Consider the following 20,733-nt stretch of genomic DNA (forward strand, 5'->3'; position numbering starts at 1 on the left):
CTGTCGGCCGGGATCACCGCGGCGGTGGCCTGGACCACCCAGCTCAAACAGCGCGAGCGCGCGCTGCCGCGCGACCCCATCCCCGAACATGCCGCAGTGTATGAGGCGATCGCCGAGGCCGATCCCGCCGCGGCGGCGCAGGCGATGCGCCGGCTGGTCGACCTCGCGCTGGCGGACACGCGCGAGGCGCTCAACGGGCCGGTGGGATAGGGCGGACCACCGACGGCGGCAGCGTGCCGGCCGGCCGCGGCGCGCGAGACGGTCGTGCGCGCGCCCGCCGCGCGCGGGGGCGGCGGAGACGTACCCGCGCCGGGGAGCGCGGCGGTCAGTCGGTGCCGTCGAGCACGCGGCGGATCTCCTCCTCGGCGCGGCCGAACACCGCGGCGAGCCCGGCCACGCTCGCGCCGCGCTCCGCCAGCGCGCGGATCCGCGCGGCATCGACCACCATCGCATAGCCGCTGGTGTCGCGCTGCTCGCGCACCACGTCGCGGCGGCCCGAACCGCGGTGGCGCTGCGCCGCGGCGCGGGCGCGTTCGCGCTCCTCGGCCTCGCGCGCCCGCGCCGCGGCGCGCGCCGCGAGCCGCTCGCCCGTCGCCGTCGCGCGCGCCGCGATCCGCTCGGCCGCGGTGCGCGCGCGCTCGGCGGCGCGCTCGCCGCGCGGCGCGCCGATCTCGCCGCGCGGCGCCGGCGGTTGACCCCAACTGCTATCGACCATTGCCCCTCGCCTTCGATCCCGCGGCGCGCTGTAGAGCGCGTCGCCGCGCCCTCGCAAGCGCGGGCGCCGCGGGAGGCGGTCAGCGCGCCGCGAGGCGGACCGCGGCGAGCAACAGCGCGCACCGCTGCGCCGCGGGCAGCGCCGGGTCGAGCGGCACCGCCGCCGCGGTCGCGACCCAGCGCGCCGCCCGCGCGGTCGCCTGCGCGTCGGCGCGCACCAGCGTCGCCGCGGGGAGGAGGGTCGCCAGCGCCGCCGGCGATTCGTCCAGCGCGACGTGGCACAGCCCGCGCGCGGTCTGCGCGACCAGCAGCGTGCCCGCTGGGGCGGGCAGCACGCACCAGGCGATCGTCTCGCCCGCGCCGCCGCGCGCCCAGGCCGCGGGCGCCATGCCGAGCGCCGCGGCGTCGGCGTAGAAGCGGCTCGGCGCGGCATAGCCGGCGGCGTAGATCGCGTCGGTGACGCTGCCCTCGGCGCGCAGCGTGGCGGCGGCGCGAACGGCGCGGTGATCGCGCGCATAGGCCGCTGGCGACAGGCCGGTGGCGCGCGTGAACAGGCGCTGGAAGTGGGAGGGCGCGTAGCCGACTGCCGCGGCGAGGTCGGCGAGCGACGGCGGCCGTTCGGCGCCGTCGAGCAGTGTCAGCGCGCGCGTCACCGCCGCGGCATCGCGCGCGACGTCGTCGGGCAGGCAGCGGCGGCAGGCGCGATACCCTGCGGCGCGCGCGGCGGCGCCGTCGGCCAGGAAGCCGACATGCTCGCGCCGCGGCCGCCGCGCCGCGCAGCTCGGCCGGCAATAGATGCGGGTCGAACTGACGGTGACGACGAAGCGCCCGTCACAGCCGCGGTCGCGGCGGACGAAGGCGGCCCAGGCGGCGTCGGGGTCGATGGGGTCGACGTCGAGGGGGGCGGGGACGGTGGATGAGGGGGCGTGGAGACGATCGCCAACATCCCTTCCGTCATCCCGGACCTGGTCCGGGATCCACCGTGCCGCACGCTCTTCGGCCGCGGGTTGCGCGGACGGGTGGATCCCGGACCAGGTCCGGGATGACGGAAGGGCGTGGGGGAGGGGCGCCGTGTCTGTCATCGGCCATCTCGCTTGCCTCGGCGTCGCGGCGGCCCTTGCACGTACCGGATCGCGACCATCACCCCGACCTATACGCTACCCCACCCGCCACCGCATCCCGCGGCTTGCGCCCGAACCTTCCCGCCACCGCGCATGCCGTTGATCATGTTCAACACGCCCGCCCGCTCCGGTTGCATCCCCGGCAACCCTTTGCTACGCGCGCCGCTACCCAAGCGAAGGCGCCGCCGCGCGCCACCCGGTCGCATGGGTTCGACACCCTTGGGTTTATGCGAGGAAAGTGGATCGCGTGGAGAGTTCCAGCGGTAATCAGGGCAGCAGCATCCAGGCCAGCCTCGGCGGGCGCTACGCGAGCGCGCTGTTCGATCTGGCGGTGGAGGCCAAGGCGGTCGACCAGGTCGAGCGCAGCCTCGCCGCGGTGCGCGACGCGCTGGCCGAATCGGCCGACTTCCGCGCGCTGATCGCCTCGCCCGTGGTGGCGCGGCGCGATGCGGTAAGCGCGGTGGTCGCCGCGGCCGACGCGATCGGCGTCGACGCCACCACGCGCAGCTTCCTCGGCGTGCTCGCGGAGAATCGCCGGCTGTCGCAGCTGCCGCAGATCATCCGCGCCTTCCGCACCTTCGCGGCGCGCCACCGCGGCGAGACCACCGCCGAGGTGACCAGCGCGCACCCGCTCACGCCCGAGCAGGTCGACGAGCTCAAGCAGCAGCTGCGCCGCCGCGTCGGCCGCGAGGTGTCGGTCGACCTCGAGGTCGATCCGGCGATCCTCGGCGGGCTCGTCGTCCGCATCGGCTCCCAGATGATCGATTCTTCGATCCGTACCCGTTTGAATGCGCTCGCCAGCGCGATGAAGGGCTAACCACATGGATATCCGCGCCGCAGAAATCTCGAAGGTCATCAAGGACCAGATCGCCAATTTCGGCACCGAGGCCCAGGTGTCCGAGACCGGCCAGGTGCTCAGCGTCGGTGACGGCATCGCGCGCATCTACGGGCTCGACAACGTCCAGGCCGGCGAGATGGTCGAATTCTCGAACGGCGTGCAGGGCATGGCGCTCAACCTCGAGGCCGACAATGTCGGCGTCGTGATCTTCGGCTCGGACTCGGAGATCAAGGAGGGCGACGTCGTCCGCCGCACCGGCACCATCGTCGACGTGCCGGTGGGCAAGGGCCTGCTCGGCCGCGTGGTCGACGGCCTCGGCAACCCGATCGACGGCAAGGGCCCGATCGTCGCCGAGCAGCGCAGCCGCGTCGAGGTCAAGGCGCCCGGCATCATCCCGCGCAAGTCGGTGCACGAGCCGGTGCAGACCGGGCTCAAGGCGATTGACGCGCTGGTGCCGGTCGGCCGCGGCCAGCGCGAGCTGATCATCGGCGATCGCCAGACCGGCAAGTCGGCGATCGCGATCGACACGTTCATCAACCAGAAGACCGCCAACGCGGGCACCGACGAGTCGAAGAAGCTGTACTGCGTCTATGTCGCGGTCGGCCAGAAGCGCTCGACCGTGGCGCAGCTCGTCCGCACGCTGGAGGAGAATGGCGCGATGGATTATTCCATCGTCGTCGCCGCGACCGCGTCGGACCCCGCGCCGCTGCAGTTCCTCGCGCCCTACACCGGCACCGCGATGGGCGAGTATTTCCGTGACAACGGGATGCACGCGGTGATCGTGTTCGACGATCTGTCGAAGCAGGCGGTGGCCTATCGCCAGATGTCGCTGCTGCTGCGCCGTCCGCCGGGCCGCGAGGCCTATCCGGGCGACGTCTTCTATCTCCACTCGCGCCTGCTGGAGCGCGCGGCGAAGATGAACGACGCCAACGGCAACGGCTCGCTCACCGCGCTGCCGATCATCGAGACCCAGGCGGGCGACGTGTCTGCGTACATCCCGACCAACGTGATCTCGATCACCGACGGCCAGATCTTCCTCGAGACCGACCTGTTCTTCGCGGGCATCCGCCCCGCGATCAACGTCGGCCTGTCGGTCAGCCGCGTCGGCGGCGCCGCGCAGACCAAGGCGATGAAGAAGGTGTCGGGCTCGATCAAGCTGGAGCTGGCGCAGTATCGCGAGATGGCGGCGTTCGCGCAGTTCGGCTCGGACCTCGACGCCTCGACGCAGAAGCTGCTCAACCGCGGCGCGCGGCTGACCGAGCTGCTCAAGCAGCCGCAATTCTCGCCGATGCCGTTCGAGGAGCAGACCGCGTCGATCTACGCCGGCACCAACGGCTATCTCGACCAGGTGCCGGTCGCCGACGTGACCCGCTACGAGGCGGCGATGCTGGCGTTCCTGCGCAACGACCATGCCGACGTGCTGAGCGCGATCCGCGACTCGCGCGAGCTGGGCAAGGACACCGAGGGCAAGCTCAAGGGCGCGCTCGACCAGTTCGCGAAGACTTTCGCCTGAGGCGCGTGCTCCTGCGGACGCAGGAGCCCAGTGCCACAGACGATCCGCTGAATAACCCTGGGCTCCTGCCTACGCAGGAGCACGAGAAGGCAGGACATGGCGTCACTCAAGGCCCTCAAGATCCGCATCGGCTCGGTCAAGTCGACGCAGAAGATCACCAAGGCGATGAAGATGGTTGCCGCCGCCAAGCTGCGCCGCGCGCAGGAGGCGGCGATCGCCGGCCGCCCCTATGCCGAGCGGCTCGAGGGCGTCGTCGCCAGCCTGGCGCGCAACGTCGGTGTCGGCGCCTCGCCGCTGCTGGCGGGGACGGGCAAGGACCAGGTGCACCTGCTGGTGGTCGCCACCTCGGAGCGCGGCCTGGCGGGCGCGTTCAACACCAACATCGTCCGCGCCGCACGCCGCAAGGCCGAGGAGCTGGAGGCCGCGGGCAAGACCGTGATCTTCTATCTCGCCGGCAAGAAGGGGCGCGTGCTGCGCCGCTTCTACCCGCAGGCGATCAAGGTCGACCATGATCTCTCGACGGTGAAGACCGTGGCGTTCGACGACGCCAAGGCGATCGCGGACGACCTGATCGCGCGCTACGCCGCGGGCGAGTTCGACGTCGCGCATCTGTTCTACGCCAAGTTTCAGTCGGCGCTGGTGCAGCTGCCGGTCGGCCAGCAGATCATCCCGGTCGCGATCCCCGACCGCGGCGAGCCGAAGCTGGCCAATGCCGGCGACGCGACGGTGGAATATGAGCCGAGCGAGGAAGCGATCCTCGCCGACCTGCTGCCGCGCAACGTCGCGATCCAGATCTTCCGCGCCATGCTGGAGAATGCCGCCTCCGAGCAGGGCAGCCGCATGACCGCGATGGACAATGCCACGCGTAACGCGGGCGATATGATCAAGCGGCTGAGCATCCAGTACAACCGCGCACGCCAGGCGGCGATCACCACCGAGCTGGTGGAGATCATCTCGGGCGCAGAGGCACTGTGATCCGGGCGGGCATCCTGCTGCTGGCGGCGACGCTGGCGGTGGCAGGCTGCTCCAAGCCCGCCGCCGACCAGGCGCCGGCCAACGACACCGCCGCGGTGGCCGAGCCGAGCGGGCCCAATCTCGCGGGCGGCAGCTGGGACGGCGTGTTCACCGATCCCGGCGTCGCGCTCGACCGCTTCGGGCGGATCGGGCTGCGGCCGGGCGCCTATGAGAAGCGCGGCGGCGTCTGGCGCTCCGAGGCGGCGCCGACGCCGATGTCGGACCCGCAGGGCAAGCACCCGGTGATGGCGCATTTCACCGCCAGCGGCGCGGCCGACCGGCTCGAGGCGATCGAGTATCGCTTGGTCGAGCCGACCTCGGCGAACGACCAGCTCGCGCGCGACTCGTTCGACAAATGGCTCGCCCAGTCGCTCCAGCAGCTCGGCGTCAGCGGCGGCGACAGCGCGCTCGCCGCGATCCACGGCACGAAGCGCGCCACCGGACAACTCAAGGGCGGCGCCGATTATGCGGTGACGCGCACCACCACCCCCAAGGAGCGGCTGTTGGCCGTGACCTTCACCCGCTCCGCGCCTACATCGGGGCAGACGAACCAAGGAAAGATGTGATGGCAACCCTCGCCGAAGACATTCGCCCGACCAGCGGGAGCACCGGATCGGGCAGCAACAACGTCGGCCGCGTCAGCCAGGTGATCGGCGCGGTGGTCGACGTCCATTTCGACAACAACCTGCCCGCGATCCTGTCGGCGCTGGAGACGAGCAACAACGGCCAGCGGCTGGTGCTCGAGGTGGCGCAGCATCTCGGCGAGAACACGGTCCGCACGATCGCGATGGACTCGACCGAGGGGCTCACCCGCGGCCAGACCGTGACCGACACCGGCAGCCAGATCCAGGTGCCGGTCGGCCCGGCGACGCTCGGCCGCATCATGAACGTGGTCGGCGAGCCGATCGACGAGCGCGGGCCGGTGCAGACCGAGCTGCGCGCGCCGATTCACGCCAAGGCCCCCGAGTTCGTCGACCAGTCGACCGAGAGCGCGATCCTCGTCACCGGCATCAAGGTGATCGACCTGCTCGCGCCCTACGCCAAGGGCGGCAAGATCGGCCTGTTCGGCGGCGCCGGCGTCGGCAAGACCGTGCTGATCCAGGAGCTGATCAACAACATCGCCAAGGGGCATGGCGGCACCTCGGTGTTCGCCGGCGTCGGCGAGCGCACCCGTGAGGGCAACGACCTGTACCACGAGTTCCTCGACGCGGGCGTGATCGCCAAGGACGCCGAGGGCAATGCGATCAGCGAGGGCTCGAAGGTCGCCTTGGTCTATGGCCAGATGAACGAGCCGCCTGGCGCGCGCGCGCGCGTGGCGCTGTCGGGCCTCGCCATCGCGGAATATTTCCGCGATCAGGAAGGGCAGGACGTGCTGTTCTTCGTCGACAACATCTTCCGCTTCACCCAGGCGGGTGCGGAAGTGTCGGCGCTGCTCGGCCGTATCCCCTCGGCGGTGGGCTATCAGCCGACGCTGTCGACCGACATGGGCGCGTTGCAGGAGCGCATCACCTCGACCAACAAGGGCTCGATCACCTCGGTGCAGGCGGTGTACGTCCCCGCGGACGACCTCACCGACCCGGCGCCGGCGACCTCGTTCGCGCACCTCGACGCCACCACCGTGCTGAGCCGCGCGATCTCCGAGCTGGGCATCTACCCGGCGGTGGACCCGCTCGACTCGACCAGCCGCGTGCTGGAGCCGCGCACCGTCGGCCAGGATCACTATGAGACCGCGCGCGCGGTCCAGTCGATCCTGCAGAAGTACAAGTCGTTGCAGGACATCATCGCCATCCTCGGCATGGACGAGCTGTCCGAGGAGGACAAGCTGACGGTCAGCCGCGCGCGCAAGATCCAGCGCTTCCTGTCGCAGCCGTTCCACGTCGCCGAGGTGTTTACCAACATCCCGGGCAAGTTCGTCCAGCTCGACGACACGATCCGCTCGTTCAAGGCGGTGGTGAACGGCGAGTATGATCATCTGCCCGAGGCCGCCTTCTACATGGTCGGCGGCATCGACGAGGCGGTTGCCAAAGCGGAGAAGCTGGCGCAGGACGCCTGATCGACTCGGGGTCGGTGCCCGGCTACCTTAGGGTGGTATGGGCATCGACACGCTCTCGATCGCGAAGGACCTGCGCGCGGCGGCGCTGCCGCAGGACCAGGCCGAGGCCATCGCCGCGGCGATCGGCCGCGCGATGGGCGAGGGCGCGGCGACAAAGGCGGACCTGGATCGTCTGGGCGAGCGGATCGACGCGCGGTTCGAGCAAGAGGCTGTGCGGATCGAGGCCCGGTTCGAGCAGGAGGCCGCCCGGATCGAGGCCCGGTTCGATCGAGAGGCGGCCAGGGTCGACGCGCGGTTCGCTCAGGTTGACGCGCGCTTCGCCCAGGTCGATGCGCGCTTCGATCAGATCGAGGCGCGACTTGAAGAAGCCGACGTCAAGGTCGACGCCCGCTTCGCTCAGGTCGCCACCGATCTCCGCCTCGTCGAGGAGCGCATGACCGCGCGGATCGAGTCGGCCAAGACCCAGCTGCTGACCTGGCTCGTCGGCGCGATCTTCACCGCCACCGGCGTGCTGATCGCGGTATTGAAGCTGTGATCGACTAGCCCCGCGTCGGTGCCCGTGCGATGTCGCCCGCTCGCCTCGACCTCATCACGTCCACGCCGTTCAGGATATCAGACCCATGCTGCACTTCGAACTCGTCACCCCCGAACGCCTCGTCCGCTCCGACGAGGTGCATATGGTCACGGTGCCCGGCACCGACGGCGACTTCGCCGTGCTCGAGGGGCACGCGCCCTTCATGTCGACGATCCGCGACGGCGAGGTGCTGGTGCAGAAGACGCCGGGCGCCGCGCCCGAGACCATCGCGATCCGCGGTGGCTTCGCCGAGGTCAACGCCAAGGGGCTGACGGTCCTCGCCGAACACGCCGGCTGAGCGGTCGCCGCGCGCTCGCGCGGCTCACCGCTCCTCGGGCGGCGGCGCCGGGGGTGCGCCGGCCGCCTCCGCCATCGCCGCGATCGCCGCGGGATCGTTGCTCTGCAACGCGGTCAGCAGCGTCATCGCCCATTCCGCGGTCTGCCCGCCATGGGGATCGTAGGCGACGCGGCGCAGCGCCGCCGCGGCCTCGTCGCGGCGCTGGTGCTTGATGTGCATCATCGCCACCGAGATCGCCAGCCCGCGGTCGAACGGCGCGAGCTGATAGGCATAGGCCAGCCCCTTCTCGGCATTGGCCGACATCGGCTCGCCCGAGCGCGCATAGGCCTGATAGAAAGCCGCGAGCGGCCACGGATCCTCGGGATCGAGCCGGTTGGCGTCACGGAACCAGCCGCGCACCGTCTTCCAGCGCGCCGCGTCGGTGCTCTTGTCCGCCGCCGCGAGCGCTTCCTGCGCCATGCCCCGGTACATCATCGCGCGGCCGAGCTTGGGGCTGGCCGCCAGCGCGCGCGCTGCCGCCGCGTCCGCCGCGGCATAGTCGCCCGCGTCATATTCCGCCTCCGCCAGCGCGACCTGGACGGCCGGATCGCTCGGAAAGCGCGCCGCGACCAGCCGCGCCTCCTCGACCACCCCGCGCGCCGAGCGTGAATCGACGCCGCGCTGCGAGCGCTGGCGTACCGGCATGATCGCCGCCTCGGCCGCGCCGAGCGCGCGCACCGTCACCGCACCGATCGGCAGGTCCGCCAGCTTGATCCCGAACATCGGCAGCCGCTTGCTGCGCGCATAGGCGTTGAGCGCCTTGTCGAGCTGGCGCGGATCACCCAGCGTCGCGGCGGCCTCGGCCGCGGTCTTGTGATCGAGCGTGTCGAAATAGCCGCGCATCGTCTCGCGCTCGCCGCGCCCCAGCGTGAGATAATGCGTCAGCAGCCAGGCGCGGCCGTAGAAGGTCTGGCGCTGCTCCGGGGTCATCTTGCGCTCCGACGGCGAGCGGAGCAGCAGGTCGCGCGCGGGCACCTGATCGGTGTCGATCATCCCGACCGCGCGATACAGCGGGGGCGCCCCGAACAGGATGCGATCGGGCTGGACGATCGCGGTGGCGTTGAACTCGGCGAAGCCCTCGACGAACCAGGCGGGGAAGGGGCGCTCGCCCCAGGTCGCGAACATGAAATGGTGCGCATATTCGTGCAGCAGCACCGCCTGCGCCGACAGCGCGAGCTTGCCGCGATCGTGCGTCTCGCGCGGCACGAAGGCGATCGCGCCGCTGACGCGCGGCAGATAGACGCCCGCCACGCCGCTGGAACCGAGCAGCCGCTGCACCGCGCGCACGTCCTTGAGCACGTAGACGGTGACGCGCTGCGCCGCGCTCACCGGCGTATCGGGCAATCCGCGCATCACGCGCATCGCCTTGTCGAACCGCTCGAGCGTGGTGGCGAAGGCGGTCACCTCAGCGGGGTCGTCGTCCGAATAGACGAGGAAATGCGGCGAGCTCGCTTCCTGCCATGCCGCCGCGGCCGGCGCCGCGCCCGCGACCGCGATCCACCCTGCCAGTCCCGCCAGCCAGCCGCGCATCACCACCCACCCCACGCTTGTCACGCGCACGAGCGTAAGTGGCGGGCAGGGGTGGTCAAGCCGGGGTTTGCGCCGATCTCACCGCTATCGGTCAGTGCGGCGCGCGGCTCACAGGAAGCTGTACGGGTCGACGTCCACCGCGACGCGCACCTTGGCGGGCCAGTCGAGCGCGCCGAGCCAGTCGCGGATCACGTCCTGCACGTCGAGCGCGCGCCGCGCATGGACCAGCAGGCGGAAGCGGTGGCGTCCGCGCAGCATCGCCAGCGGCGCCGGGGCGGGACCGTACACCGCCATCCCCTCCACCTCGGGCGCGTGCCGCCCGATCAGCCGCGCCACCTCATGCGCGGCGGCCTGTTCCTCGCTCGACACGATGATCGCGGCATAGCGGCCGTACGGGGGTGCGCCCGCGTCCTGCCGCGCTTCGGTCTCGGCGGCGTAGAAGGCGTCGGCGTCGCCCGTCACCAGCGCCTGCATCACCTGCGCCTTGGGGCTGTGCGTCTGGATGAACACCTGCCCCTTCTTGGCACCGCGCCCCGCACGACCCGAAACCTGGCGGATCTGCTGGAAGGTACGCTCGGCCGCGCGCAGGTCGCCGCCGTCGAGCCCGAGGTCGGCGTCGACCACCCCGACCAACGTCAGGTTGGGGAAATGATAGCCCTTGGTCACCAGCTGCGTGCCGACGACGATGTCGATCGCGCCTTCCTCCATCCGCGCGACGAACTCGGCGGCCTTGGCGGGGGACCAGATCGTGTCCGACGTCACCACCGCGGCGCGTGCCTCGGGGAACAGCGCCGCGACCTCGTCCGCGATCCGCTCGACCCCGGGGCCGCAGGCGACCAACGTGTCCTCGTTGCTGCACTCGGGGCAGAGCCGCGGCACCGGCTCGACATGGCCGCAATGGTGGCAGGCGAGCCGGCGCGTCAGCCGGTGCTCGACCATCCAGGCGGTGCAGTTCGGGCATTGGAAGCGGTGCCCGCAGGTGCGGCACAAGGTCAGCGGCGCATAGCCGCGCCGATTGAGGAACAGCAGCGACTGTTCGCCGCGCGCGAGCGTGTCGCGCAGCGCCTCGACCAGCCGCGGGCTGAGCCAGCGGCCGCGCTCGGGCGGCTCCTCGATCAGGTCGATCGCGGCGATCGTCGGCATCTCGGCGACGCCGTAGCGGCCCGGCAGCTTGACCTCGGCATAGGTGCCGAGCGCGACCTGATGGCGCGTCTCGATCGCGGGCGTGGCGGAGGCGAGGATCACCGGGCAGCGCTCGAACAACCCGCGCATCACCGCCACGTCGCGCGCGTGATAGTGAACGCCGTCTTCCTGCTTGAAGCTGGTCTCGTGCGCCTCGTCGACCACGATCAGCCCGAGCTCGGCATAGGGCAGGAACAGCGCCGAGCGCGCCCCCACCGTCACTTTGGCCTCGCCGCTCGCCACCGCGCGCCAGGCGCGGCGCCGCTGCGTCGCGCGCAGCCCCGAGTGCCACGCCACCGGCTCGCAGCCGAAACGATCGTGGAAGCGCTTGAGGAAGGGCTCGGTCAGCGCGATCTCGGGGAGCAGCACCAGCACTTGCCGGCCCGCGCGCAGCGCCGCCGCGACCGCCTCGAAATAGACCTCGGTCTTGCCCGACCCGGTGACGCCGTCGAGCAGGATCGGCTGGAACGCGGCGGCCTCGACCGCGCCGACCAGGGTCGCCGCCGCCTCGCTTTGTTCCGGCGACAACGCGGGGGGTGCGTGGTCGGGATCGGGGACAGGGTAGGGGCTGTCGATCCCGACCTCGATCGGCTCGATCGCGCCGCTCTTGACCAGCCCGCGGATCACCGCGTCGCTCACCTCGGCGATCGTCGCCAGTTCGCGGATCAATCCCTGGCGGTCGCCGATCCGCTCGAGCGCCTGCGCGCGCTGCGGGGTGAGCCGGTCGGGCACCGCGCCGGTGGCGCGATACTCGACCGCGCTGCGCGCGCCCTCCAGCGCCGCGCTCGACGACAGCGTCATCCGCGCCACCGCCGCCGGGGGCGCGAGATAATAGTCCGCGGTCCACTCGATCAGCCGGCGCAGCGGCGCGCGCAGCGGCGGCACGTCGGCGACCGCGAGCAGGTTGCGCAGGCGATTGTCGCCGACCTCGGCGTCGGACGGCATGCGCTCGGGCTCCCACACCACGCCGAGCAGCTGGCGCGGCCCGAGCGGGGCGACCACGATCGAGCCCGGCTCGACCGCCAGCTCGCGCGGTACGCGATAGTCGAGCGGGCCGAGCGCGGAGTTGAGGACGAGGACGCGCGCGCGGGAGGACATGCGCGCCATATGGGGCAGGGCGGAGTCGGCGGGAAGAGCGGCGGCGTGCGGCGCGGCCGACCGCCTCAGTCGCGCGTCATGCCACCCGGCGCGGCGGCGGGAAGCGGCGCTGGCCGACGCGCGCGCGTTTCGCCTGGTACAACAGCACGTCCGCGCGGCGCGCCAGGTCGCGGAGCGAGTGGCAGTCCTCGTCGAACGGCGCGATCCCGACCGATCCCGCGCTCGTCATCGTCACGCCATTGGCCTCCACCGCGACGCGCAGGCTCGCCTCGACATGCTCGCGCAGCGAATCCAGGTCCGCGATCAGCGAAGCGTCCTCGACGATCAGCGCGAACTCGTCGCCGCCGATCCGCGCCGCCAGCGAGCCGCGCAGCCACGGCTCCGACAGCGCCGCGCCGGTCAGCCGCAGCACGTCGTCGCCGGCGCCGTGCCCCAGGGTGTCGTTGATCGCCTTGAAGCCGTCGAGGTCGATCAGCACGAGGTGGAGCGGGGTATGATCGCGCCGCGCGCGGGTCATCGCGCGGTCGAGCGCGCGGTCGAAGGCGGCGCGGTTCGCCAGCCCGGTCAGCGCGTCGGTGTCGGCGGCGTGGCGCAGCTGCGTCTCCAGCGCGTGGCGGCCGGTGATGTCCTGGAACACCCCGATCATCGCGACCAGCTTGCCGTCGACCACCTCGGGCTCGCCGCTCGAGCGGACGCGCAGCGTGCGCCCGTCCGCGGTGATGAAGTCGCTCTCGAAATCGAAGCGCCGCCCCGCCGCGATCGCGCCAGCGATCGTCGCCGCGATCTCGTCGCGCACCGCCGCTGGGTAGAAAGCGAGCGCGCGCGCCAGATCGGGCTTCTCGCCGACCGGCAGACCGTGGATGCGGTACACATTGTCCGACCATTCGAGCGACTGACGCGCGACGTTGAGCCGCCACGAACCGATCATCGCGATCTGCTCGGCCTGGCGGAAGATCCGGTCCTGCCGCGCCAGCCGGGTGACGAGCTGCTCGCCCGTGGTGGCGATGTGGATCGCCTTCAGCGCGGTGCGGCGCGCCTCCAGCAGCGCCTCCGCCAGCGCGGCGAGGTGGCGCAGCGCGGCACGCTCGCGCTCGTCGAGCGTGCGCGGCGCGGTGTCGATCGCGCACAGGGTGCCCACCGCGTGACGCTCGCCGTCCGATCCCAACACGTTGACCGGCGCGCCCGCGTAGAAGCGCAGCCCGGCCTCGACCACCAGCGGGCTGGTGCCGAAGCGCGGGTCGGCGGTGAGATCGTCGATCACCACCAGCTCGCGCTCGGTGACCACGCGATCGCAGAAGGTGATGTCGCGCGCGATCTGGCGGGTGCCGTTGGGCGCGGTGCTGGCCTTGATCCACAGCCGGTCGCGGTCCACCAGGTTGAGCAGCGCGGTCGGGCAGCCGAGCAGCTGCGCCGCGAGCGCGACCAGCGCGTCGAACTCCTTCTCCGGCTCGCTGTCGAGCAGCGCCAGCGCGTTCAGCGCGGCGACTCGGGCCGTCTCGTCGGCACCAGCGGAAGGGGAGGGAGGGGCCATCGCTCGCCTTATGGTTGCGGTGTGTTAATTTACCTTTTCCAGCCCGTATTAAGCACGTGAAATGCGACGAAAGGATGAGGAATCGGTCGATGACCGCGCCCCCGCTGACCCTGGCCGAACGCTATGCGATCCACCTCGCGCGCGACCGTCGCCGCTCCGAGCATACGGTGCGCGCATATCGCGCCACCGCGGCGCGGCTGTGCGCGTTCCTGGGTGAACATTGGGGCGAGCCCGCCGACCCCGCGCGGCTGGCGCGGGTGAGCGCGGCGGACCTGCGCGCCTATCTGGCGCATCGCCGCACCGCGACCGCGGCGGCGGGCACGGCGGCCGGGCTGAGCAACGCCTCGGCGGCGCGCGAACTGTCGGCGGTGCGCGGCTTCCTCGACTGGGTCGGGGGCACCGGCAGCGCGCCGCGGCTGCGCGGGCCGCGCGTGCGCAAGGGCGTGCCGCGCCCGATCGCGCCCGACGAGGCGGTCGCGCTCGCCACCGAGGTGGCGGAGGAGAGCGACGAGCCCTGGGTCGCGGCGCGCGACTGGGCGGTGCTGCTGCTGCTCTACGGCGCGGGGCTGCGGATCGGGGAGGCGGTGGCGCTGCGCGGCGCGGTGCTGCCGCTGGGCGAGACGCTGCGCGTCACGGGCAAGCGCGGCAAGACGCGGATCGTGCCGCTGCTGCCCGACGTGCGCGCCGCGGTGGAGGAATATGCGGCGCGGATGCCCTGGCCGGTCGAGCCCGAGGCGGCGCTGTTCCGCGGGGTGCGCGGGGGCGCGCTGTCGCCCGGGATCGTGCGGGTGAAGGTCCGCGCCGCGCGCGCTCGGCTGGGGCTGGGCGACCGCACCACCCCGCACGCGCTGCGCCACAGTTTCGCGACCCACCTGCTGGGCCGCGGCGCCGATCTGCGCGCGCTGCAGGAGCTGCTCGGCCATGCCAGCCTCAGCTCGACGCAGGTCTATACCGGCGTCGACGCGGCGCACCTGCTCGACGTCTATCGCGCGGCGCACCCGCGCGGCTGAGCCGCGGCGCGCGCTCACGTCGCGCCCTCGTCGACGTCGGGGGCATCGTCCGTCGCGGCACCGCCGTGGTCGAGCGCGGCCTCGTCCGCCGCGAGCGCATCGGCATCGGCGGCGGTGATGCCGAAGCGCGCGGCCACGTCGGGGGCGTAGCGCAGCAGGTCGGGACGCAGCTTGAGCAGGCTGACGTCCTTGGCCTTGCCCTCCATCATCACGTCGAACACCAGCCCCTCGGCGGTGCGCATGAAGGTGGCGAACTCGAACGGGTTGGTGAAGTCGGCGTGCCCGGTCCACACCGGCGGGCGCAGCACTGTCTTGACGCGCGCGGTCGCCTTCACCGGCGCCTTGACCAGCTCGCCCTTGCGCACCGTCCTGCCGCTGGCGCGCTGCTGCGCGGTGATCTTCTGCTTGATCTCGCGCATCTCGGTGCGCGGGCTGGAGAAATGGATCTTGGGGCGGACCCCGGCGGGCCAGCTCGCCAGGAAGCGCTCGAGCGTGTCGCGCAGGTCGAGCCGCTCGGGGTTGAGGCACCAGAAATGCTGATAGTCGAAGATCAGCCGCACCCCGGTGCGCTGGTGGATCCACAGCACGTCCGCGGCGGAGAAGCGCAGGTCGTCGTTCTCCAGCACCAGCCGCGCGCGGACATGATCGGGGCAGCGCTCCCAGCCGCGGATCCAGCGTTCGCGGCTGGCGGCATGATCGTCGTAGACACCGCCGACATGGGTGACCATCACCGCCTCCGCGTCCAGCCCCATGCGGTCGAGCATCTCGGCCTGCGACGACAGGTCCCAGATCGACTTGGCGGTGAGCGCGTCGTCGGGGCTGTTGAGCAGCACATATTGCGACGGGTGGAACGACAGGCGGATGCCGAGCGCGCGCGCCTTGGCGCCGAACGCGGCGAGCTCGGCGTCGCTCTCGCGCACCATGTCGTGGAACTGCGGCATGTCCGGATGCGTCGCATAGGGCGCGAGGTCGGACGACAGCCGGTACATGTCGAGCCGCTCGCTGGCGAGATAGTCGAGCACCTTGTCGACCTGCTCGAGCGAGCATCTCAGATGGGGATTGGCCTGCCAGCGGCGCGTGTCGCCGCTCTTGAGGCCGGGCTTGCCCATGACCTTGACGGGGAAGCCGAGGCGGAGCGGATGATCGGGCGCGGTGGGCATGGCGGGGGTAACGCCGCGCGGCGCCAGAGGGTGCCCGGTCGGCGCGCGCACCGCGATCGCGGCGCGGTCATCCCGCCGCGGGATAGTGGCGCGCGAGATAGTCGACCAGCGCGTCGAACTCGGCGTCGGGCACCTGCGCGCCATAGCCGACCATCTTCTCCACCGTCGCGGCCCAGTCGGCGCGCGAGCGGCGCTGCGCGGTCACCTGCGCCGCGACATGGCAGGCGGTGCAGGCGCGCTCGGCCAGCGCCTTCCCCGGCCCGGGGGCGAGATCGGGTGAGGCGGGGGCGGGCGCCGCGACCGGAGTCGTCGCTGCCGCGCGCGGCGCGCGGACCGGCGCCACCGCCTGCGCCGCGGCCGCGGCGACCCCGCGCTCGCCCGCACGGGGCAGGGCGAACACCACCAGCCGGCTCGCGCTGTTGGGGCTGCCGAGATACGACCCGCCCGCCGACACCAAGGCGACATATTGCCGCCCGTCGCCGCCCTGATAGCTCACCGGCTGCGCGTGCGCCGCGGCACCGAGCCGGAAGCGCCACAGCTCGCGCCCGGTCGCGGTGGCGAAGGCGCGGACATAGCGGTCGTCGGTCGCGCCGATGAAGGTCAGTCCGGTCGCGGTGACGAGCGGCCCGCCGACATTGGGGCGCCCGGTCGCGCGCCGGTCCACGGGCAGTTCGTCGGTGACGCCGAGCGGGACCTGCCACGCGATCCGCCCGCTCGCCACCTCGACCGCGGCGAGCTGGCCCCACGGCGGTCGCTGGCACGGCAGCCGCGTCCCGTCCTGGCCGAACCACGACGGGCCGGGCGCGACATTGTACCAATTCCCCTGCGCGTCCTGCCCGAGCTGCTCGATCGAGCCGAGCTCGCTGGTGTTGATGACGTACAGGCCGCGCCCCGCGTCATAGCCGCCGCCACCCCAGTTCGGCCCGCCGCCGCTGCCGGGGAAGCGCACCATCGGCCGGTCGGTGCGCAGCGGCTCGAACGGCGCGGCGAAGCCGGCGCGCTCGCGCGCCACGCGCGCGCGGCAGAAGGCGCTGTGCGCGGGGGTGAGCGCGGCGATGTCGTCCGCGGTCATCGCCTGGCGCGTCAGCGGCGCGGGCGCGGCGGGGATCGGCTGCGTCGGCCACGCCTGCTCGCCCGCCACGCTGCTGGCGGGCATGCGCCGCTCGCGCACCGGGAACAGCGGCTTGCCCGAGACGCGATCGAGCACGAAGAGATAGCCCGACTTGTTCATCGCCGCGACCGCGGGGATCACGCGCCCGCCGCGCCGCACGTCGAGCAGCGTCGGCTGGACCGGCAGGTCGAGATCCCAGATGTCGTGGTGGACGGTCTGGAAATGCCACAGGTAGCGCCCGCTGCGCGCGTCGAGCGCGACCAGCGCGTTGGCGAACAGATTGGCGCCGGGCCGGTCGACGCCGACCCGGTCATAGGCGGGGGTGCCGAACGGCACGTAGACGATGCCGCGCGCGACGTCCGCGGCCATGCTGCTCCACACGTTGACGCCCGAGCGGCGCGCGCCGTCGCCGGGGCGCCACGTCTCGGCGAAGCGCTCGCCCGCGCGCGGGATCGAGTGGAAGGTCCACAGCAACCGCCCGGTGCGCGCGTCCCAGCCGCGCACGTCGCCCGCGGGGCCGCGCGCGGGCGATTCCTGCAGCCGCGCGCCGGTGACGATCACGTCGCCGATCACCGCGGGCGCGCTGTTGATCTGATAGCTGTAGCCCGCGGGATAGCCGCCGCCGTCGGTCCCGTTCATGATCGCGGGGGTGCGCAGCGCGAGCGGCGCGAACCCCGCCGCGGCGCGCCCGGTCGCCGCGTCGAACGCCAGCAGCCGCCCCGAGCGCGTGCCGACGAACAGCCGCGCGGGGGTGCTCGCGTCGCCGCGCCAATAGGCCAGCGCGCGGCCCGCGACGCCGTCGTCCTCGGGGAGCGCGGCGCTCCAGCGCGTCGCCCCGGTCGCGCCGTCGAGCGCGACGACGCGGCCATAAGGCGTGGCGAGGTAGAGCGTGCCGCCGATCGCGAGCGGGGTTATGTTGCTCACCAGCAGCCGCGCCGCGGGGCGGTCGGCGGGGCGCAGCTCGAACGTCCATATCGGGGTGAGCCGCGCGACGTTGGCGGGGGTGATCTCGGCGAGCGGCGAGAAGCGCTGCCCGGCCTCGTCGCCGCCGAAGCTGGTCCAGTCCGCCGCCGGCGGCGCGGGGCGCGCGGCGCCGCCGATGCCGGTCGCCACCAGCAGCGCCGCCGCCGCCCTCATCGCGGCTTTCCTCATACACCCTCTCGTTTATGCTCGTACGGCAGTGACTTGCCACGTTGCATACATCGCGTAAACATTGCATGCATTGATCGACAGCGGGCGAACGACCCGCGCGACGGGCCGAGGAGAGCGGGTGATGGCGAGCGGCAGACAGGCCAGGGTCGGATGGGCGGCGGCGACGATCGCCGCGCTGCTGGTCGCGGGAGCGGCACGGGCCGAGCCGGTGCTCTATCGCGGCTTCACGCTGATCGACGGCACCGGCGCCGCGCCGCGCGCGGGGCAGGCGATGCTGGTCGACGGCGCGCGGATCCGCTGGGTCGGCGCGCAGGGCAAGGCGCCGACGCGGCGCGGCGTGCGCACCGTCGACCTCGGCGGCAAATATCTGATGCCGGGGATCATCGATCTCCACGTCCACATCGGCACGGTGCGCGACCTGGTCCAGAAGGCCGAGTATTTCACGCCCGAGTCGGTGCAGCGCGACCTGCGCACCTATGCCGCCTTCGGGGTGACCACCGTGCAGTCGATGGGCACCGACAAGGACAGCGTGCTCGCGATCCGCGACGCCGGCCGCGACGGTCCGCAGACGATGGCACGGTTGCTGACCGCGGGGCAGGGGCTGGTGTTCAAGGGCGGCTATGGCGGCGTGCCCGGGATCAACCATCCCGTCGCCACGCCCGAGGAGGCCGCCGCCGAGGTCGACGCGCAGGCGCGCAAGGGCGTCGACTATATCAAGCTGTGGATGGACGACGAACTCGGCGCGATGCCGAAGATGCCCTATGCGATCAGCAAGGCGATCATCGACGCCGGCCACCGCCGCGGCAAGCGCGTGCTCGCCCACGTCTTCTACCTCGCCGACGCCAAGATGCTGGTGGCGCAGGGGATCGACGGCTTCATGCACAGCGTGCGCGACAAGCCGGTCGATGCCGAGCTGATCGCGGCGATGAAGGCGCGCGGCGTGTGGCAGGGCGCCGGCACGCTCAGCCGCGAGGCCGCGGTCTATGCCTTCGCCGCGGACAATCCGCGCACGCGCGACCCGTTCTTCCGCCAGGCCGCCGATCCCGCCACGATCGCGGGGCTGGAGAGCCCCGAGCGCGAGAAGTCGATCGCGTCGAGCCGCATCTATCCCGCGCTGCCCCGGATCGACGAGCAGGCGCGCGACAATGAGATGGCGCTGGCGCGCGCGGGCGTGCGCTACGGCTTCGGCACCGACGCGGGGCCGCCGGGGCGGCTGCCGGGCTATTCCGAACATTGGGAGCTGGAGCAGCTGGTCAAGGCGGGCTTCACCCCGGCGCAGGCGATCCACGCCGCGACCGGCCGCTCGGCGCAGTGGCTCGGCACCGGCGACCGCGGCGTGATCGCGACCGGACGGCTCGCCGACTTCGTCGTGCTCGACGCCGACCCGACGCGCGACATCCTCAACAGCCGCCGCATCGCCGCGGTCTATGTCGGCGGCAACAAGGTGCCGTCGGTCCGATGAGCGGGGTGCCGCTCGCCGCGGCGCCCGCGCCCGAGGCGGCCGGTGCCACCGCGGCGATGCGCCCGACGCGGGTGCGCCACGTTGTGCTGTGGCTCACCGTGCTGGCCTATATGATCACCTATATGGACCGCGTCGTGATCTCGGTGACCGGTCCGATGATCCAGCAGGAATATGGTATCGGCGACCGCGCCTGGGGCTGGGTGCTGGGCGTGTTCCAGATCGGCTATGCCTTGTTCCAGATCCCGGGCGGCTGGCTCGGCGACCGCTTCGGCCCGCGCCGCGTGCTCACCGCGGTGGTGGTGTGGTGGTCGAGCTTCACCGCGCTGACCACCGCGACGTGGAGCACGGGCTCGCTGATCGCGTGCCGTTTCCTGTTCGGCTGCGGCGAGGCGGGCGCCTTCCCCAACGCGACGCGCTCGCTCAGCCGCTGGATGCTGCCCTCCGAGCGCGGCTTCGCGCAGGGGGTGACGCACGCGGGCGCGCGGCTCGGCGCGGCGCTGACGCCGCTGCTGGTGGTGTGGCTGATGATCCACTTCGGCTGGCGCGCGCCGTTCCTGATCTTCGCCGGGCTGGGGCTGCTGTGGGCGGCGGTGTGGTATCGCTACTATCGCGACCGGCCGCAGGACCATGCCGGCACCAACGCGGCCGAGCGCGAGATGATCGCCGCGGCGCTGGCCGCCCAGACCAGCGGCGCGACCGCGCGCGTGCCGTGGCGCCACCTGCTCGCGCAGCCGCAGCTCTGGCTGATCTCGGCGATGTATTTCTGCTACGCCTATTCGATCAACATCTTCCTGACGTGGTTCCCGAAGTATCTCGGCGAGGTGCGCGATTTCGAGCTGGCGCGGATGGGGCTGTTCGCCAGCCTGCCGCTGATGGCGGGCGTGATCGGCGACGTGGCGGGGGGCTGGGTGTCCGACCATCTGCTGCGCCGCACCGGCCGAGTCACCTGGGCGCGGCGCGCGGTGGCGGTGGCGGGCTTCGCGCTCGCCGCGGTGGCGATCCCCGCGGGCGTGCTGAGCGACTCGCCGCTGGTGAGCGTCGCCTGGTTCGCGCTCGCGGTGTTCGGGCTGGAGCTGACGGTGGGGGTCTCCTGGGCGCTGACGCTCGACGTCGGCGGGGTCTATGCCGGTTCGGTGTCGGCGGTGATGAACACGTTCGGCAATATCGGCGGCGCGCTGGCCGCGGTGATCACCGGCTATATCCTGCACTGGAGCGGGTGGAACGCCGCGATGTACGTGCTCGCCGCGCTGTCGGCGCTGGGCGGGCTGCTGTACCTGCGGATCGACGCGGCGCGGCTGCTCTACCGCGCCGCCGATTGAGCCGCGCCGCGCGG

Annotated in this window: 18 protein-coding genes; 11 read left to right on the plus strand and 7 right to left on the minus strand. The window is 72.3% G+C overall.

Features of this window, described 5'->3' with window-relative positions; genetic code table 11:
- A partial coding sequence (locus EV292_RS20060) for an FCD domain-containing protein (protein ID WP_132911048.1) occupies positions 1-210 on the plus strand: 210 nt, incomplete at its 5' end.
- A 115-nt stretch (positions 211-325) separates the two neighbouring features.
- Here EV292_RS20060 and EV292_RS20065 read toward each other — a convergent pair.
- A complete protein-coding gene (locus EV292_RS20065; protein WP_132911049.1) occupies positions 326-715 on the minus strand; it encodes a hypothetical protein in 390 nt (129 codons plus the stop codon).
- 79 nt (positions 716-794) lie between these two features.
- The gene (locus tag EV292_RS23465; RefSeq protein WP_132911050.1) at positions 795-1,796 is read right to left on the minus strand and encodes an Ada metal-binding domain-containing protein; all 1,002 of its coding nucleotides are present in this window, start codon (positions 1,794-1,796) and stop codon (positions 795-797) included.
- A gap of 286 nt (positions 1,797-2,082) precedes the next feature.
- On the opposite strand from EV292_RS23465, the gene EV292_RS20075 reads away from it, so the two are divergent.
- The 7 genes from EV292_RS20075 to EV292_RS20105 all read left to right on the plus strand — a co-directional run bounded on the left by EV292_RS20075 (position 2,083) and on the right by EV292_RS20105 (position 8,125).
- The gene (locus EV292_RS20075; RefSeq protein WP_132911051.1) at positions 2,083-2,652 is read left to right on the plus strand and encodes a F0F1 ATP synthase subunit delta; all 570 of its coding nucleotides are present in this window, start codon (positions 2,083-2,085) and stop codon (positions 2,650-2,652) included.
- A gap of 4 nt (positions 2,653-2,656) precedes the next feature.
- A complete protein-coding gene (gene atpA, locus EV292_RS20080; RefSeq protein WP_132911052.1) occupies positions 2,657-4,186 on the plus strand; it encodes a F0F1 ATP synthase subunit alpha in 1,530 nt (509 codons plus the stop codon).
- A 96-nt stretch (positions 4,187-4,282) separates the two neighbouring features.
- Positions 4,283-5,161 carry a F0F1 ATP synthase subunit gamma gene (locus EV292_RS20085; protein WP_132911053.1) on the plus strand — a complete coding sequence of 293 codons (879 nt, stop codon included), beginning with the start codon at positions 4,283-4,285 and terminating at the stop codon, positions 5,159-5,161.
- The gene (locus EV292_RS20090; RefSeq protein WP_132911054.1) at positions 5,158-5,766 is read left to right on the plus strand and encodes a hypothetical protein; all 609 of its coding nucleotides are present in this window, start codon (positions 5,158-5,160) and stop codon (positions 5,764-5,766) included. The genes EV292_RS20085 and EV292_RS20090 overlap by 4 nt, the downstream gene beginning before the upstream one ends.
- Positions 5,766-7,253 carry a F0F1 ATP synthase subunit beta gene (atpD, locus tag EV292_RS20095; RefSeq protein ID WP_132911055.1) on the plus strand — a complete coding sequence of 496 codons (1,488 nt, stop codon included), beginning with the start codon at positions 5,766-5,768 and terminating at the stop codon, positions 7,251-7,253. The genes EV292_RS20090 and atpD overlap by 1 nt, the downstream gene beginning before the upstream one ends.
- 37 nt (positions 7,254-7,290) lie before the next feature.
- Entirely contained in the window at positions 7,291-7,788 is a 498-nt protein-coding gene (locus EV292_RS20100) for a hypothetical protein (RefSeq protein WP_132911056.1), read from the plus strand.
- 85 nt (positions 7,789-7,873) lie between these two features.
- Positions 7,874-8,125, plus strand: a complete 252-nt coding sequence (locus tag EV292_RS20105; protein WP_132911057.1) for an ATP synthase F1 subunit epsilon — start codon at positions 7,874-7,876, stop codon at positions 8,123-8,125.
- A 24-nt stretch (positions 8,126-8,149) separates the two neighbouring features.
- On the opposite strand, the gene EV292_RS20110 is transcribed toward EV292_RS20105, so the two are convergent.
- From EV292_RS20110 to EV292_RS20120, 3 genes are all read right to left on the minus strand, one after another.
- The gene (locus EV292_RS20110) at positions 8,150-9,718 is read right to left on the minus strand and encodes a hypothetical protein (protein WP_132911058.1); all 1,569 of its coding nucleotides are present in this window, start codon (positions 9,716-9,718) and stop codon (positions 8,150-8,152) included.
- An 84-nt stretch (positions 9,719-9,802) separates the two neighbouring features.
- A complete protein-coding gene (locus tag EV292_RS20115; protein ID WP_132911059.1) occupies positions 9,803-11,974 on the minus strand; it encodes a primosomal protein N' in 2,172 nt (723 codons plus the stop codon).
- 76 nt (positions 11,975-12,050) lie between these two features.
- Positions 12,051-13,505: a diguanylate cyclase gene (locus EV292_RS20120; RefSeq protein ID WP_132911060.1), complete on the minus strand. Its 1,455-nt coding sequence runs from the start codon at positions 13,503-13,505 to the stop codon at positions 12,051-12,053.
- A gap of 89 nt (positions 13,506-13,594) precedes the next feature.
- On the opposite strand from EV292_RS20120, the gene EV292_RS20125 reads away from it, so the two are divergent.
- Positions 13,595-14,515 (plus strand): tyrosine recombinase XerC, encoded by a 921-nt coding sequence (locus tag EV292_RS20125; protein WP_132911061.1) that lies wholly within the window; start codon positions 13,595-13,597, stop codon positions 14,513-14,515.
- Between the two features lie 14 nt (positions 14,516-14,529).
- Here the strand turns inward: EV292_RS20125 and uvsE are convergent, their stop codons facing one another.
- Positions 14,530-15,675, minus strand: coding sequence for a UV DNA damage repair endonuclease UvsE (gene uvsE / locus EV292_RS20130; RefSeq protein WP_132911062.1), 1,146 nt, complete (start codon positions 15,673-15,675; stop codon positions 14,530-14,532).
- Positions 15,676-15,742: 67 nt separating this feature from the next.
- Complete coding sequence (locus EV292_RS20135) at positions 15,743-17,923, minus strand: PQQ-binding-like beta-propeller repeat protein (protein ID WP_243693887.1); 2,181 nt, start codon at positions 17,921-17,923, stop codon at positions 15,743-15,745.
- A 136-nt stretch (positions 17,924-18,059) separates the two neighbouring features.
- Here EV292_RS20135 and EV292_RS20140 point away from each other — a divergent pair, with 136 nt between their 5' ends.
- Together EV292_RS20140 and EV292_RS20145 are read left to right on the plus strand one after the other, a co-directional pair.
- Positions 18,060-19,400, plus strand: coding sequence for an amidohydrolase family protein (locus tag EV292_RS20140; protein ID WP_132911063.1), 1,341 nt, complete (start codon positions 18,060-18,062; stop codon positions 19,398-19,400).
- On the plus strand, positions 19,397-20,719 hold the full coding sequence (locus EV292_RS20145; protein ID WP_132911064.1) for an MFS transporter: 1,323 nt from the start codon (positions 19,397-19,399) through the stop codon (positions 20,717-20,719). The genes EV292_RS20140 and EV292_RS20145 overlap by 4 nt, the downstream gene beginning before the upstream one ends.
- Positions 20,720-20,733: the final 14 nt, after the last annotated feature.

Source organism: Sphingomonas sp. BK235 (assembly GCF_004345855.1).
In the GTDB taxonomy this organism is placed as follows: domain Bacteria; phylum Pseudomonadota; class Alphaproteobacteria; order Sphingomonadales; family Sphingomonadaceae; genus Sphingomonas.